Here is a 14,689-nt window from a genome sequence, read left to right as displayed (position 1 = left end):
TGTGCATGAAGCTGCCCCTACCTTCTTTTCTACCCCCGCCCACGGCCGTGCTGCTGCGTGGCTTTAATACGCTGGTACAACGCGAGCCCTGGGCCCAGGAGCGTCTGTCGGCGCATGCCGGCAAGTCAGTGCGTCTTTCCGCTGGTATTTGGTCATTGCAGATCAGCATCACGGCGCAAGGCCTGGTGCAGCGCTGCGATCCTGCCATCGTGCCCAACGTGACCCTCTCGGTTCCAGCTCAGCGCCTCAAAGAGCTGCCTGGCGCCTGGGCATCCCAAGGGCTTGCCGGGGTGACGGCGCTGGCGCATATCCAGGGAGATGCCGGCCTGGCACACCTGGTGTCCGATCTGGCCCGAGACCTCCGCTGGGATGTGGAGGGTGACCTGGCCGGCGTAGTGGGGGATGTGATGGCAGTGCGTCTGGTGCAAGGCAGCCGTCAATTAGTGTCTGGCGCCAAGGTGGCTGCCGGGCGTGCCCGCGACAATGTGTCCGAATACCTTGCGGACGAGTCCGGTCTGGCTGTCCGGCATGAGGCCCTTGGGCAGATCTCTGCCGGGGTAAAAAGCCTGGGTAAACGGCTTGATGCACTCGATCAGCGGATGCGGCGCCTGAAGAGGCATTCATGATTACGCTGCTGCGCCTGATATCCATCCTGGTGGTGGCCTTGCGCTACCGACTCGACGAGCTGGTGCTCTCCAGCTTGCAGCATCCTCTCGCCCACTTCATGTTGCGCATTGTTTGTCTGGGCTGGCGGCCCCGCCGCCCGCGTGGCGAGCGCCTGCGTCTGGCCCTCGAAACCCTGGGCCCCATTTACGTCAAGTTTGGCCAGGTCTTGTCCACGCGCCGCGATCTCATCCCGCCCGACCTCGCCGACGAGCTGGCACTTTTGCAAGACCGCGTGCCGCCGTTTCCTTCCGAGCAGGCGGCGCAGATTATCCAGGAAGCTTTGGGTGCTGCGCCACAAGCTCTGTTTGCCCACTTCGAGCGCGATCCGGTGGCCTCTGCCTCGATCGCCCAAGTGCATTTTGCCGTCCTGCATGATGGCCGGGAGGTTGCGGTCAAGGTCTTGCGTCCGGGCATGCGCCACGCCATCGAACGCGATCTCACCTTGTTGCGGGTGCTGGCCGGGCTGGTCGAGCGTCTGATGCCGGATGGGCGGCGTCTCAAGCCCCGCGAGGTGGTGGCCGAGTTTGACAACTATCTGCACGATGAGCTTGACCTGATCCGGGAAGCCGCCAATTGCAGCCAGTTGCGTCGCAATTTTGGGCCTGAGACGGGCCGTGCCGAGCTTTTGATGGTGCCTGAGGTTGTCTGGGAGTATTGCACCAGCCAGGTGTTTACCATGCAGCGGATGCGCGGTGTGCCCATCAGCCGGGTCGAGCAGCTGCGTCAGCTGGGTGTGGATATCCCTTTGCTGGCCCGCCAGGGCGTGGAGATTTTCTTCACGCAGGTGTTCTCGGACGGCTTTTTTCATGCCGACATGCATCCAGGCAATATTCTGGTGTCCGATCATCCCGATACCCTGGGGCGCTACATTGCCCTGGATTTCGGCATCGTAGGATCTTTATCCGAATTCGATAAAAACTATCTCGCGCAAAATTTCCTGGCGTTTTTTCACCGCGATTATCGTCGGGTGGCACAGCTGCATATCGAGTCTGGCTGGGTGCCGGCCGATACCCGTGAAGAAGAGCTCGAAGGCGCGGTAAGGGCCGTGTGCGAGCCCTATTTCGATCGCCCTCTGGCTGAGATTTCCCTCGGACAGGTATTGCTGCGCCTGTTTCAGACGTCGCGCCGGTTTAACGTCGAGATCCAGCCGCAGCTGGTGTTGCTGCAAAAAACACTGCTGAATGTCGAGGGCATGGGACGCGAACTGGATCCCAAGCTGGATCTCTGGCAAACCGCCAAACCTTTTCTCGAACGCTGGATGCATCAGCGGGTGGGCTTGCGCGGTCTGCGTCAACGCCTGGATCAAGAAGCCAGCCAGTGGTCGCAGATTTTGCCGCAACTCCCCCGCCTGGTGTATAGCCGCTTAAGCCAGCCCGATCTCACGCCTGCCATGCAGGCCGAGATTCAGCAGCTTCGGCGGGCGCAACAGGGTACCCAGCGGTTGCTGGGGGTGCTTTGCGGTATTTTGGCGGTTGGTCTGGGTGTGGCGGTCTGGGCGATTGTTCATGGGGGTGCCCTATGATCGCGCGATTTGATGCCAAGGTGGTCTCGCCCCAGGCTTGCCTGCGCCAGGTGGCCGACGGATCATTGGCTCGCCCGCTGGTGTTTACCAATGGGGTGTTTGATCTTTTACACCGTGGTCATGTCACTTATCTGGATCAGGCGGCACAGCTGGGGGCCAGCCTGGTGGTGGCCGTCAATACCGATGCATCAGTGCGGCGCCTGGGCAAGGGCCCGGATCGCCCATTAAACCGCATGGAAGACAGGGCGGCTTTGCTGGCGGCACTGGGCTGTGTTGATGTGGTTACCTGGTTTGACGAAGACACCCCGTTGCAGCTGATTCAGGCGCTGCAACCGGATGTGATCGTCAAAGGTGGCGACTACAACATGGAAACCCTGCCAGAGACCGCGGTGGTGCGGTCGTGGGGAGGGCGTGCAGTGGCCATTCCGTTCGAGCACCAGCGCTCGACCACCACCCTGCTGGAAAAAATCCGCCTTAAAACTTGAAGCGCGAGCGCGCAGTGCCGCGCAACGGCTTGGTCCAGGTATCAAAAACCTGGATAGTCTCGAAGTTGGCCGCGCTGGTGCGCGTGATGCGGCAGGCGGTCATGATGGGATTATGGCCCACGATAGCCATCAGGCGGCCGCCCACAGCCAGTTGGTATTTAAGTGCGTCAGGTACGGTGGGTACGGATCCGGTGATCAGGATCGCGTCGTATTCGGCTGTTCCCCAGCCCGCATGGGCGTCGCCGGTTTCCTGGACGATGTTGTTGATCTGGTTGCGCGCAAAGTTGCCTTGGGCAAAGGCGGCCAGCCGGCTGTCGATTTCGATGGTGGTGACTTGCTGGCATAGCCGGGATAACAGGGCGGCCTGATAGCCGGATCCTGTTCCGATCTCAAGCACGCAGTCGGTGGCGGTAAGATGCAGCTCTTCGATGAGCTTGCTTTCTACCTTGGGTGAGAGCATGTGCTCGCGGGTGTCTACCCCATCGATGATGAGCGGCAGCTCGGTGTCGGCAAACGCCAGCGCGCGCAGCTGGGGCGGGACAAAGTGCTCGCGTGGGACATCGAACACGGCCTGCAGCAGGCGCTCGTCCTGGACGTTCCAGGGGCGGATCTGCTGTTCGACCATATTGAAGCGGGCGCGGTCGGCATCGGGGATGTCGTTGACGTTCATGTCGCGTAAGCCTTAGGGTTAACGTGCATCGATTATAGGCCAGCGCTTGGCCATCGGGGAGTTAGTGGGCTGCCGGCCCAGTGTTGGGCCACCAGGCATGGAAGTGCTGTACGGGCCCATGCCCCGAGCCCACCTGCAGCTGGCCGGATGCTGCAATGGCTTTTTGCAGGTATTGCTTGGCCTGTTGCGCGGCGTCGGGCACGTTGCCGGTGCGGGGCAGCAAGGCTGCCAGGGCGGCAGACAGAGTGCAGCCGGTGCCATGTGTGTTGGGTGTGTCGATGCGTCTGCCAGGTAGCTCGATCAGGCGGTCGCCATCGTGCAGGAGATCGATGGTGTCATTGCCCGGCAGGTGGCCACCCTTTAAAAATACCCAGCGCGTGTCGTCATCAGGCAGCAGGCGGCGCAGGCGTTCAGCCATACGGCGCATTTCCTTGAGGCTGTCGGCCGGGCTTTGGCCCAGCAAAACACCGGCTTCGGGCAGATTGGGTGTGATGATGGTGGCCAGAGGGATGAGCTCTTCTCGCAGTGCCGCGACGGCTTGCTGTTCGAGCAGGTGGTCGCCGCTTTTGGCCACCATGACGGGGTCGAGCACCACATGGGGGGGGTTCCAGTGGGCCAGGCGCTCGGCAACCGCGCGGGTAACCCCGGCTTGTCCCAGCATGCCGATTTTTACGGCGTCTATCCGTATATCTGCAAACAGGGTGTCGATCTGTGCCGCGACGAAATCAGGGGCAAGGGCGGCGATACGGGTGACTGCCTGCGTGTTTTGGGCGGTGAGGGCAGCCACTACGGCCATGCCATAGGCACCCAGGGCACTCATGGTTTTGACGTCGGCCAATACTCCGGCTCCCCCGGAGGGGTCTACGCCAGCGATGGAAAGGGTGTTGGGGATCATGGGCTCAGGCAGCGCGAGTGGAAGGCAGCAGCCCCTCGGACGGAGAGCTGGGATCGGCGTCGTAGTATTTACGTTTGACGCGGCCCGCCAGATAGGCCATGCGCCCGGCCTGTACACCCAGTCGCATGGCGTGTGCCATCTGGATGGGGTCTCGGGCACCGGCGATGGCGGTGTTCATCAAAATGGCGTCGCAGCCAAGTTCCATGGCGATCGCGGCGTCTGATGCCGTGCCGACGCCTGCATCCACCAGCACCGGGACAGACGTCTGGTCGATGATCAGTCGCAGGTTCCAGGGGTTGATGATGCCCATGCCTGAACCAATCAGCGAGGCCAGGGGCATGACGGCAGCTACGCCGATATCTTCAAGCATTTTGCACTGGATGGGGTCGTCGCTGCAGTAGACCATCACATCAAAGCCGTCGTCCACCAGGGTTTTGGCCGCTGCCAGGGTTTCGGGCATATTGGGAAACAGATTGCCGGCGTTGCCCAAAACTTCGAGTTTGCACAGATTGTGGCCGTCGAGAAGCTCGCGGGCCAGGCGCAATGTGCGCACCGCGTCGTCAGCCGTATAACAGCCGGCTGTGTTGGGCAGGATGGTGTAGCGATCCGGGGATAAAAAATCCAACAAATTAGGCTCGCCGGGGTTTTGCCCGATATTGGTACGCCGGATGGCAACGGTGACGATTTCTGTGCCGCTGGCCTCGATGGCCTCTTTGGTTTGCGCAAAATCCCGGTATTTGCCGGTGCCCACCAGCAGGCGAGACTGAAAGCTGCGGTTGGCAATGGTGAGGGTGTCTGGTGTGGTCATAGTGTGCGATGGCTGTCTTTCAATAGGTGTGGCCGCACGGGGCGGCCACACACAAGGATAATCCATTTATAGGGCCTCGTCCGGTCTATCTCCGTGCTGCTCGGTGATAAGCTTTATTGCGCAGCAGCCCTGAGGCCTTGCAGGTCACGGCAGAGCGTTTCAGCAGCATCGATCAGTCGTGGCCCGGGCCGGTGCAGCCAGTCTGGATTGATGGTGTAGACGTGGCCTGCCAGGGCGGCTTCAAGGCCGTGCTGGGCCCACCATTGCGCACGCGCCCGCCCGGATGCCGGATCAGGGGGTGACAAGATCAGTGCGTCCGGGTTCAGGTGCAGCACGGATTCCAGGCTTACCTGGGGCGCAGCAATGCTGCGTGAACCATAGAGATTGCTTGCGCCGCAATGAGACAGCATATTGTTGACCAAGGGGTCGTTGCCCAGCGTAAACAGGGGGTCGGCGCTGATCTCGATAAAAACAGTGGGTGCCGGCGGGGCCAGCGGCTGCAGGCGTGCAATGCGCGCCTCAAGTGCACTGGCCGTTTGCCGGGCGCGGGCCTGGGTGCCCAGCCGTGCGCCCAGCTGGCGGACCAGGGTGGGGATGTCTTCCAGCGTTTGTGGATTGGCGTATATCAACGGGATGTCCAGGCGCCCCAGCGTGTCAGCCAGGGCGCGGCTGGCGTCGGTGGGGTACCAGGCAATCACCAATGTGGGATGCTGCACCAGGATAGATTCCGCACTGTACTGGAAGCCGTTGCCCACGCGCGGGATGTGCTGCGCCGCTGCCGGATAGTTGCTGTGCTGCACGGTGGCCACAATGTCGGCGCCTGCCCCTGCTGCGAACACCAGCTCGGTGGCGTGGGGTGCCAGGGTAATGATGCGTGGCGTATGGCTCTGCGTGGCGTGTGCCGGAGCTACCCACAGCACGCCCAGCAGGCATGGGAGGAGCAGGGGCAGCAGCAGCTTGCGCAGGCACACGCGTATCAGCATGGCTTACATCTTCCAGGACAGATTGACAAACACGTTGGAGCCTGGTGTGTTGTAGCCATCCACCAGCACATAGTCCTTATCAAGGACGTTGTTCCAGCGCACCTGAACACCCAGAGACTTGTTGAAGTCGTAGGCGGCGGTCAGGTTGAGCAGGGAATAGCCGCCGAGGCGGTTTGTATTGGCGACGTCATCGTAGCGGTTGCCCGTGTACTGGTATTCCGCGCCCAGCTTCAGGGCCTGGATGCGGTGCTCGACGCCCAAGTGAAAGACCTGGCGGGCGCGGTGACGCAGCATCGAGCCTTCGGCAGGCGTGAAACCGGCCGCGGGTTTCGGATCGTCGTTGCGTGGATCGAGGAAATCGGCGCTGGCACGCAGGGTGGTGTTGCCCAAGGTTTGTTCGGCACTGAGTGTCAGGCCACGAATCGTTGCGTGGTGGATGTTCATCAGTGTTGATGCCTGCGTGACAGGATCTGTCTGGCCGCTGATCAGATTCTCAATCACATTCCGGTAGGCCGTCAGGCGCAGGCGAGTGTCTGCATTCTGATACTGGAAATGTGCCTCGAAATTGCGGGATTTCTCGGGTTTCAGATTGGGATTGCCAACATACGATCCAAAAAACCCGAAATCCTGGAATGGCCAATAGAGATCATTGAACGTGGGGGCATGAAATCCGGTATTGCCGGCTACGCCTACTTGCCAGGCATCACTTAGGTTGTAATCCAGCCCCAGGCTGCCGGTGGCTTGGTTGCCGTAGCCAGAGATATTGTCGTTGCGCAGGCTGGCCTGAGCATGCACTCGTTGGTAATCGGCTTTGTAGATCAGTGCGGCGGCATTGGTGTTACGAGCATCTTGCACAAAAGACGTGGTGCCTTGTACGCGCTCTTCCTGGCGCTCCAGCAATAAAGAGATCTCCTGGTAATCGCCCAGTGCCGCGGTGTTGAGCCAGCTGTAGTGGCGTTTGAGCGAGCTGATCACGGCCTGGGCTCCACGGTCATCATAGCTATCCCGGGTAAAGCCAAATTTCAGGTGGCTGCGCCAGCCTGGCAGGATCTCATCAGTGCTGTCCAGGCTGTAGGCTTGCTGGCGGTACAGGGCCACTACATTGGCAGTGGATGAAAACCCATTGTCGTAGTCGCCGTGGGTGTAGCTGTCGTAGGCCGTCAGGCCCAGACGATGGCCTTTGGCCCAACGGTAGCCCAGCGTGCCCGATACCGAGTGGCTGCGATAGCCGTCTTTATCGGAGGTGTGGTTGAAATTACGTTTGCCATTGGCCAGATAGGGGCGTGTGGCGTCATAACCCTTGCTGTTGGCGGTGCTGGTCGAGAAACTGTAGTCCCATTTTTCAGACGCACCCCATATCCCGGCGCTGGCTTTTGCGGTTTCATAAGTGCCATAGCCGACATTGGCCCAGGCAGATAGTGGCTGGTTCTGCTGACCTTTTTTGGTCACCAGGTTGATTACACCGCCGATGGCATCCGAGCCATACAGGCTGCTGGCTGCGCCTCGTAGGACCTCGATGCGTTCCAGCATGGCCGGATCGATCGCCGCAAAATTGACGGTGCCGGAGCTTGAGCCATTGATCCGCATGCCATCAATGAGTATCAGCGCGTGGGCGGTGTTTGTACCTCGCAAAAACAGGCCGCTGACGGTCTGTGGCCCGCCGTTGGTGCTGATTTGCACGCCGGGCGTGCGGGCAAGAATATCAATTACGCTGTCGCCGCGCGCTTCGGCCAGCTGTTTGGGGCCGATCACCGACACGTCCCCCACCACATCGGCCAGGGGTTCGGAGGTTCGGCTGGCGGTGACGACGATGTCTGGCAGGACGCTAACGGCGGAGGGTTGTGCAAGAAGGGTGGCGGGAAATACGCCGGACAGGCAGGCAACGGCAATGACATGCCGCGAAAAAGAGATGGTCATGGTAAGCCCTGTGTGGTGTGCGTCCCCGCACACCCGGATGATCAAGGCCTGCAGTCCCGCGCTTGCCCCGAGGGGAGGGGGGCGTGTGGCCGACAGGCAACCAGGTGGTTGAAGCAGGCCGGTATCGGGCTGGCACACCGACCAGCCAAAGGCTGGGGGAGTACGCACCGTTGCGGGGGCAGCACAGCTGGGCTTGGGGTTAAGCCTTCTGTTTCCCGTTTTGATGTTCTGTTGCCTGGTGGCAGCAAGACATACCTGTTTCGTCGGGCATTATAAGCGGCCAAAAAGCGTACGGCTGCCTGCCGGCAGCCGTGGGGTGCCACAACGCTGTTGTGGCGAGGGTAACGCGCCTGATCAGGCGTGGGCAGGCTGGTGGCCGGCGCCCAGCAATGCGTTCAGAATACGGGTCATCAGGCTGACTTGAGGGCGGTTGGCACGTGTGGCACGCTCTTCGGCCATCAAACGCTCGAAGGCTTCGTTTACCGGATAGTTAGAAAAAGGTACCAACATGCTGCTCTCCTTATGATTAATTTTCATCGAGTAACTAGTGAAATCCCTTACAGGGTTAACCCTAGTGTAGCAAACATGAGCAGGTTTGAACAACCCTGCTCTCCCATGTTTTTGTGGTCTGTGGTCCAAATGCCACCGTGCAGCGTATGGGGCGTCGCAAGGGTTTGATACAGGCAGGTTGGTGTGGTGTTCTCTCTGGCTATGGGCGCGACGATACAATCAGTGTCTGTTCTTCACTTTTTCCGGATCCTGCCGTGTCCTATCCCGCTTTGCCGTATCCCATCGAATCCTATACCCGAGGTGCCGACTTTGTGCGCCTGCTGGCACAGCGCATTGTGGTGCTGGATGGGGCCATGGGCACCATGATCCAGCGGTACAAGCTGGATGAAGCTGATTTCCGTGGCACGCGGTTCAAGGATCACGACCACGATCTGAAAGGCGACAATGATCTCCTCTCGCTCACACGCCCCGATGTGATCCGGGAGATACACCAGGCGTATCTGGAAGCAGGCGCCGATGTAGTGGAAACCAATACCTTTGGTGCCACCCGTGTGGCCCAAGGCGATTACGGCCTGCTGGATATTGCCTACGACCTCAATCTGGCGGCGGCACGCCTGGCTCGCGAAGCCTGTGATGCAGTGGCGACGCCCGATCGCCCGCGCTTCGTGGCCGGGTCTTTGGGGCCGCAGCCCAAAACGGCCTCGCTGTCGCCCGATGTCAATGACCCGGGCGCACGCAATGTCACCTTCGAACAACTGCGCGTGGCCTACACCGAGCAGATCAACGGCCTGCTCGATGGCGGCGTGGATTTGCTGCTGGTTGAAACCATTTTCGATACCCTGAACGCCAAAGCAGCCATTTTTGCGATTGAATCTGTCTTTGATGAGCGCCAGGTGCGGCTGCCCGTGATGATTTCCGGTACGGTCACGGATGCCTCGGGCCGCATTTTGTCCGGGCAAACGGTAGAGGCCTTCTGGAATTCCGTGCGCCACGCGAGGCCGGTCACCATCGGCCTGAACTGCGCCCTGGGTGCTGCCCTGATGCGCCCTTATGTGGCTGAGCTCTCCAAAATCTGCGACACCTATGTGTGTGTCTACCCCAATGCGGGTCTGCCCAACCCGATGGCAGAAACCGGCTTTGACGAAACGCCGGCCGACACCTCCAGCCTGCTTGAAGAATTTGCCCAGGCCGGGCTGGTCAATGTGGTGGGTGGATGCTGTGGCACCACCCCCGAGCACATCCGTGAAATCGCCCGCAAGGTGCAGGGCCTGCCCCACCGCAAACCGCCCGAGATCCCTGTCAAAACACGTTTGTCCGGGCTTGAGCCGTTAAATTTCGACCGCGACACCTTGTTCATCAACGTTGGTGAGCGCACCAACGTAACAGGCAGCAAAAAGTTCCTGCGGCTGATTCGTGAAGAGAAATTTGACGAAGCGCTGTCGGTGGCGCGCCAGCAGGTGGAAAGCGGCGCGCAGATTATCGACATCAATATGGATGAGGGCATGCTGGATGCCTTGGCGCTGATGCCGCGGTTTCTGAATCTGCTGGCTTCCGAACCCGATATCTCCCGGGTGCCTGTGATGATCGACAGCTCGAAGTGGCCTGTGATCGAAGCCGGCCTGCGTTGCGTTCAGGGCAAGTGCATTGTCAACTCGATTTCCATGAAAGAAGGCGTCGAACCTTTCATCGAACAGGCCCGCTTGTGCCGCAAGTACGGAGCGGCCGTGGTGGTGATGGCGTTTGATACCGATGGCCAGGCCGACAGCCTGCAGCGGCGTATCGACATCTGCAGCAAGGCCTACGATATTCTGGTCAACCAGGTGGGCTTCCCGCCAGAAGACATTATTTTCGACCCCAACGTGTTTGCCATTGCCACCGGCATCGACGAGCACAACCATTACGCCGTAGATTTCATCGAAGCCACCGGCTGGATCACCGAAAACCTGCCGTATGCGCGGGTGTCGGGCGGGATCTCAAACGTCAGCTTCTCCTTTCGCGGTAACGAGGCCATGCGTGAGGCGATTCACGCGGTGTTTCTATATTACGCCGTGCAGCGCGGCCTCACCATGGGTATCGTCAATGCCGGTCAGCTGGGCGTGTATTCCGAGCTCGACAAAGCGGTTCGGGATCTGGTTGAAGACGTGGTGCTGGATCGCGCAGGGCCGGTCAGCAAGACAGACCCGGCCGACGAGCGGACGTCCACCGAACGGTTGGTCGAACTGGCCGAGACCATCAAGGGCTCGGGTGCCAAAAAAGAGGAAGACCTCACCTGGCGTGAAGGCACGGTGCGCGAGCGCCTGACGCACTCTCTGGTGCATGGCATCACCACGTTCATTGTCGAAGACACCGAGGAAATCCGCGCGGAGATCATGTCGGCGGGCGGGCGACCCATCGAAGTCATCGAGGGCCCGCTGATGGATGGCATGAATGTCGTGGGCGATCTCTTTGGCGCGGGCAAGATGTTTTTGCCGCAGGTTGTGAAATCCGCCCGGGTCATGAAGCAGGCCGTTGCGCATCTGTTGCCGTTCATCGAAGAAGAAAAACGCCAGTTGGCGGATGCCGGCGGCGATGTGCGCTCCAAGGGCAAGCTGGTGATTGCCACCGTCAAGGGTGATGTGCACGATATTGGCAAGAATATCGTCACGGTCGTCTTGCAGTGCAATAACTTTGAAGTCTTCAATATGGGTGTGATGGTGCCGTGCTCCAAGATCCTGGACAAGGCTAAAGAAGTCGGCGCCGACATGGTGGGTCTGTCGGGCTTGATCACTCCCAGCCTCGAAGAAATGGCTTACGTGGCCTCCGAGATGCAGCGCGACCCTTATTTCCGCGATCGCAACGTCCCGCTGCTGGTGGGCGGTGCCACCACCAGCCGGGTGCATACCGCGGTCAAGATTGCCCCCAACTACGACGGGCCCGTGATTTATGTGCCGGACGCCAGCCGCTCGGTGGGCGTGGCCACCAACCTGATGTCTGATCAGGTCGATACGTATCTCAAAGAAGTAGCGGCTGAATACGAGCTTGTGCGTGAGCGCCATGCCAACCGCAAGTCCACGCCGATGCTGACCATCCAGCAGGCCCGCGAGGCCAAGCCGGCCATCGATTGGGCAAATTACACCCCGCCGCGCCCCAAGTTTATCGGCCGGCGGGTATTCAAGCACTACGATCTGCACGAGATCCTGAAGTTCCTGGACTGGACGCCGTTCTTTCAGTCGTGGGGCCTGATGGCGCAGTTTCCCGCGATTCTCACCGACAAGGTGGTGGGCGAGCAGGCGGTGAAGCTGTACGAAGAAGGCCAGGCGATGATGAAGCGCATCGTCGAAAATCGCTGGCTGACTGCCAATGGCATAGTGGCGTTTTATCCGGCCAACAGCATCAACGACGATGACATCGAAATCTATCGCGATGAAACCCGTAGCGAGGTGCTGCTGACATGGCGCGGTGTGCGCCAGCAGACCGAAAAACGCCAGGGCATTGACAACAAGTGCCTGGCCGATTTCATTGCGCCCAAGGATTCCGGGATCACCGATTACATCGGCATGTTTGCCGTCACAGGTGGCCTGGGCATTGAAACACACGAAAAGCAGTTTCAGGATGCCGGAGACGACTACTCGGTCATCATGCTCAAGGCATTGGCTGACCGCCTGGCCGAAGGTTTTGCCGAGACCCTGCATGCCAGGGTGCGGCGCGATCTCTGGGGCTATGTGCCCGACGAAGACCTGCCCAACGAGGACATCATCGGCGAGAAATACCAGGGCATCCGCCCGGCGCCAGGCTATCCTGCCTGTCCAGAGCATATCGTCAAGCGCGAAATGTTCGATCTGCTGGCGTGTGATGAGATCGGCATGCAACTGACCGAAGGGTTCGCGATGATGCCGGCATCCAGCGTGTGCGGGTTCTACTTCAGCCATCCGCAGTCCAAGTATTTCAACGTGGGCAATATCGGGGCTGATCAGGTGGCTGATTATGTGCAACGTACCGGACGCGACGAAGAAGACGTACGGCGCACCCTGGCCAGCACCTTGCGCTAGGCAGCGGGGCCGTCATGTCGCGCGATGATGTGGCGCGCCGCCTGGCACTGGGTGCGTTTCTGCGCAGTGCGCGCGCGCGCGTAAGCCCCGCCGACCACGGTCTGCCCGCTGGTTTGCGGCGGCGCACACCGGGGCTGCGTCGCGAAGAAATCGCCCAGCTGTGCGAGATCTCCAGCACCTGGTACACCTGGATCGAGCAAGGGCGGGATATCTCGGTATCGGTGGACGTCTGGTGCCGCCTGGCAGACGTTTTGCGTCTGGCGCGGGCCGAGCGTCACTATCTGTTCAGCTTGGCCGGATGCGCGGATCCCCTGGCCGGACACCTGGAAAGCATCCCCTTGCCCGATGGACTCGACGGCTGCGTGCAAAGCATCCGGGGGCCTGCCTATATTCTGGATCAGGCCTGGAACATGCTGGCCTGGAATGCACCGCTGCAAGCCTTGTTCGATGGCTGGCCAAGACAGGGGCGGGCCAATCTGCTGCACTACATTTTTATGGACCCGGCCGCGCGAAGCCTGGTTGTGGATTGGGAGGACCGCGCCCGGAGGGTAGTGGCCGAATTTCGTGCCGATGTGGCCACCCTGGCAGGCGACCCCCTGATTCAATCTCTGGTGAGCGAGCTGCAATCAGGCAGCCCATTGTTTGCGCATTGCTGGACGCGGCAAACCGTGGTTGATCGCGAAGGCGGCTTGCGTGATTTTCAGCATCCCCGTGACGGCCGGGTGCGTTTTCGGCAGTTTACGTTTCGGTTGGCAATCCGGACAGACTGCAAGCTGGTGATGTTGCTGGCGCAGGATTCGTCAGCGGGTGTGGCGTAGCTGGTTGCCTGATCGTGTGGACAAGCGCCGAAACGACAGGGCCGAGAGGGCCACACACAAGGCGGTGACGCCAAACCCCCACATCACGTCGATGCGGTCGGCTTCCAGGCCGCCGCGCAGGCTGATGCTGAGATTCAGTGTGACGGCTGCACAGGCCACCCCAAGGCTGATTCCCAGTTGCTGGGCCGTGGCGGCAAAGCTGCTGGCCCGGCTCATCTGGGCGGAGTCCAGGTCAGCGTAGGTAAGTGCATTGACCGCGGTGAATTGCAGCGAACGGAAAAAGCCACCCACCAGCAAGACGGTGACCATCAGCCAGACAGGGGTTGTGGCCTGAAACAGCGCGCAGGCCGCCGTGAAGCTGGCGGCGATCAGGGCATTCCAGGTAAGCACCCGCTTGAACCCAAAACGGTGCACGATGGGTGTGGCCACCAGCTTCATCAGCAGTGCACCCGCCGCTGAGGTAAACGTGATCATCCCGGCAGAGAAGGCGGACAGGCCAAAGCCCACCTGTAGCAGGATGGCCAGCAAAAAGGGTGATGCGCCGCTGGCGAAACGGCACAGATTGCCGCCCAGTACCGATACGGCAAAGGTTTGGGTGCGCAAGAGGCTGAGATCAATGATGGGGTAGGTGGCGTGACGGGCGTGGCGTATATACAGAATGCTGCATAGCAGGCCAAGTGCCAGCAGGCCCAGCAGGGTGGATAGGCTGAAACTGGCGTGGCCCACGGCTTCCAGAAAGACCATCAGTGAGGCCATGGCCGCCCCGCTGAGAATAAACCCGAGGGTATCCAGGCGCGGACGATTGTCCGGGATGTCAGGGGCGATATAGCGCCGGATCAGCGCAATCCCGAAGATGCCCACCGGAATATTGATCAGAAATATCCAGTGCCATGAGGCATAGGTAACCAGAAACCCGCCCACCGGCGGGCCCAGCACCGGGCCCAGAAGCGCAGGCAGTGTCAAAAATGCCATGGCCTGCACAAGTTCGGATTTCGGTATGCGTCGCAGCAGGATAATGCGCCCCACCGGTACCATCATGGCACCGGCAGCCCCCTGAGCAACCCGGGCGGCAACCAGTTGCGACAGCGTCTGGGAAAGTGCACAGGCCGCCGAGCTGAGGCTGAACAGCACAATGGCGGCCAGAAATATCCGCTGGGCGCCAAAGCGGTCGGCGGCCCAGCCACTGATCGGGACAAACACGGCAGTGGCCAGCAGATAACTGGTGATGGTGATGTTCATGTGGACGGCACTGGTGCCAAAATCCAGCGCCATGGCAGGCAGGGCGGTGGCCACCACCGTAGAATCCAGCATTTGCATGAACAAGGCGCAGCCCACGATGAAGGGGATCATCTTTTGCTCTCGTGTGCGGATGCTGGGGGCAACGGAA

General features: G+C 60.5%; 12 protein-coding genes and 1 riboswitch. Of the genes, 5 read left to right on the top strand and 7 right to left on the bottom strand.

Going from position 1 to position 14,689, the window contains the following annotated elements; all coding sequences use genetic code 11:
• Window positions 1–5: 5 nt before the first annotated feature.
• The 3 genes from ABS758_RS06550 to rfaE2 are packed head-to-tail and all read left to right on the top strand — an operon-like array spanning window position 6 to window position 2,673.
• Complete coding sequence (locus ABS758_RS06550) at window positions 6–626, top strand: ubiquinone biosynthesis accessory factor UbiJ (protein ID WP_350381847.1); 621 nt, start codon at window positions 6–8, stop codon at window positions 624–626.
• Complete coding sequence (gene ubiB / locus ABS758_RS06545) at window positions 623–2,188, top strand: ubiquinone biosynthesis regulatory protein kinase UbiB (RefSeq protein ID WP_350381848.1); 1,566 nt, start codon at window positions 623–625, stop codon at window positions 2,186–2,188. Before ABS758_RS06550 ends, ubiB begins: the two co-directional genes overlap by 4 nt.
• Complete coding sequence (gene rfaE2, locus ABS758_RS06540; RefSeq protein WP_350381849.1) at window positions 2,185–2,673, top strand: D-glycero-beta-D-manno-heptose 1-phosphate adenylyltransferase; 489 nt, start codon at window positions 2,185–2,187, stop codon at window positions 2,671–2,673. Before ubiB ends, rfaE2 begins: the two co-directional genes overlap by 4 nt.
• On the opposite strand, the gene ABS758_RS06535 is transcribed toward rfaE2, so the two are convergent.
• The 6 genes from ABS758_RS06535 to ABS758_RS06510 all read right to left on the bottom strand — a co-directional run bounded on the left by ABS758_RS06535 (window position 2,663) and on the right by ABS758_RS06510 (window position 8,456).
• Window positions 2,663–3,343 (bottom strand): protein-L-isoaspartate O-methyltransferase family protein, encoded by a 681-nt coding sequence (locus ABS758_RS06535; protein ID WP_350381850.1) that lies wholly within the window; start codon window positions 3,341–3,343, stop codon window positions 2,663–2,665. The genes rfaE2 and ABS758_RS06535 overlap by 11 nt on opposite strands.
• Window positions 3,344–3,404: 61 nt before the next feature.
• The gene (gene thiD / locus ABS758_RS06530; RefSeq protein ID WP_350381851.1) at window positions 3,405–4,238 is read right to left on the bottom strand and encodes a bifunctional hydroxymethylpyrimidine kinase/phosphomethylpyrimidine kinase; all 834 of its coding nucleotides are present in this window, start codon (window positions 4,236–4,238) and stop codon (window positions 3,405–3,407) included.
• 4 nt (window positions 4,239–4,242) lie between these two features.
• Entirely contained in the window at window positions 4,243–5,046 is an 804-nt protein-coding gene (locus tag ABS758_RS06525; protein ID WP_350381852.1) for a thiazole synthase, read from the bottom strand.
• 113 nt (window positions 5,047–5,159) lie between these two features.
• A complete protein-coding gene (locus tag ABS758_RS06520; protein WP_350381853.1) occupies window positions 5,160–6,029 on the bottom strand; it encodes a cobalamin-binding protein in 870 nt (289 codons plus the stop codon).
• Between the two features lie 3 nt (window positions 6,030–6,032).
• On the bottom strand, window positions 6,033–7,946 hold the full coding sequence (locus tag ABS758_RS06515) for a TonB-dependent receptor domain-containing protein (protein WP_350381854.1): 1,914 nt from the start codon (window positions 7,944–7,946) through the stop codon (window positions 6,033–6,035).
• Between the two features lie 99 nt (window positions 7,947–8,045).
• Window positions 8,046–8,220, bottom strand: a riboswitch (cobalamin riboswitch).
• Window positions 8,221–8,300: 80 nt separating this feature from the next.
• Entirely contained in the window at window positions 8,301–8,456 is a 156-nt protein-coding gene (locus ABS758_RS06510) for a hypothetical protein (protein WP_350381855.1), read from the bottom strand.
• A 254-nt stretch (window positions 8,457–8,710) separates the two neighbouring features.
• Here ABS758_RS06510 and metH point away from each other — a divergent pair, with 254 nt between their 5' ends.
• Together metH and ABS758_RS06500 are read left to right on the top strand one after the other, a co-directional pair.
• Complete coding sequence (gene metH, locus ABS758_RS06505) at window positions 8,711–12,484, top strand: methionine synthase (protein ID WP_350381856.1); 3,774 nt, start codon at window positions 8,711–8,713, stop codon at window positions 12,482–12,484.
• 14 nt (window positions 12,485–12,498) lie between these two features.
• Window positions 12,499–13,302, top strand: a complete 804-nt coding sequence (locus ABS758_RS06500; RefSeq protein WP_350381857.1) for a helix-turn-helix transcriptional regulator — start codon at window positions 12,499–12,501, stop codon at window positions 13,300–13,302.
• Here ABS758_RS06500 and ABS758_RS06495 read toward each other — a convergent pair.
• Entirely contained in the window at window positions 13,285–14,652 is a 1,368-nt protein-coding gene (locus tag ABS758_RS06495) for a DHA2 family efflux MFS transporter permease subunit (RefSeq protein ID WP_492304496.1), read from the bottom strand. The two genes, ABS758_RS06500 and ABS758_RS06495, sit on opposite strands and share 18 nt — an antisense overlap.
• Between the last annotated feature and the right edge of the window lie 37 nt (window positions 14,653–14,689).

The organism is Castellaniella sp. FW104-7C03, assembly GCF_040276085.1.
In the GTDB taxonomy this organism is placed as follows: domain Bacteria; phylum Pseudomonadota; class Gammaproteobacteria; order Burkholderiales; family Burkholderiaceae_B; genus Castellaniella.
Note: the sequence above shows the minus strand (reverse complement) of the source record. Positions and strands in the feature narration are given on the sequence as shown.

Excerpts from the sequence above, each read along its gene's own strand:
- ABS758_RS06515 (WP_350381854.1), bottom strand. The coding sequence starts at position 7,946 with ATGACCATCTCTTTTTCGCGGCATGTCATTGCCGTTGCCTGCCTGTCC.
- rfaE2 (WP_350381849.1), top strand. The coding sequence starts at position 2,185 with ATGATCGCGCGATTTGATGCCAAGGTGGTCTCGCCCCAGGCTTGCCTG.
- ABS758_RS06525 (WP_350381852.1), bottom strand. The coding sequence starts at position 5,046 with ATGACCACACCAGACACCCTCACCATTGCCAACCGCAGCTTTCAGTCT.
- ABS758_RS06495 (WP_492304496.1), bottom strand. The coding sequence starts at position 14,652 with ATGATCCCCTTCATCGTGGGCTGCGCCTTGTTCATGCAAATGCTGGAT.
- ubiB (WP_350381848.1), top strand. The coding sequence starts at position 623 with ATGATTACGCTGCTGCGCCTGATATCCATCCTGGTGGTGGCCTTGCGC.
- ABS758_RS06500 (WP_350381857.1), top strand. The coding sequence starts at position 12,499 with ATGTCGCGCGATGATGTGGCGCGCCGCCTGGCACTGGGTGCGTTTCTG.
- ABS758_RS06520 (WP_350381853.1), bottom strand. The coding sequence starts at position 6,029 with ATGCTGATACGCGTGTGCCTGCGCAAGCTGCTGCTGCCCCTGCTCCTC.
- ABS758_RS06550 (WP_350381847.1), top strand. The coding sequence starts at position 6 with ATGAAGCTGCCCCTACCTTCTTTTCTACCCCCGCCCACGGCCGTGCTG.
- thiD (WP_350381851.1), bottom strand. The coding sequence starts at position 4,238 with ATGATCCCCAACACCCTTTCCATCGCTGGCGTAGACCCCTCCGGGGGA.
- ABS758_RS06535 (WP_350381850.1), bottom strand. The coding sequence starts at position 3,343 with ATGAACGTCAACGACATCCCCGATGCCGACCGCGCCCGCTTCAATATG.
- ABS758_RS06510 (WP_350381855.1), bottom strand. The coding sequence starts at position 8,456 with ATGTTGGTACCTTTTTCTAACTATCCGGTAAACGAAGCCTTCGAGCGT.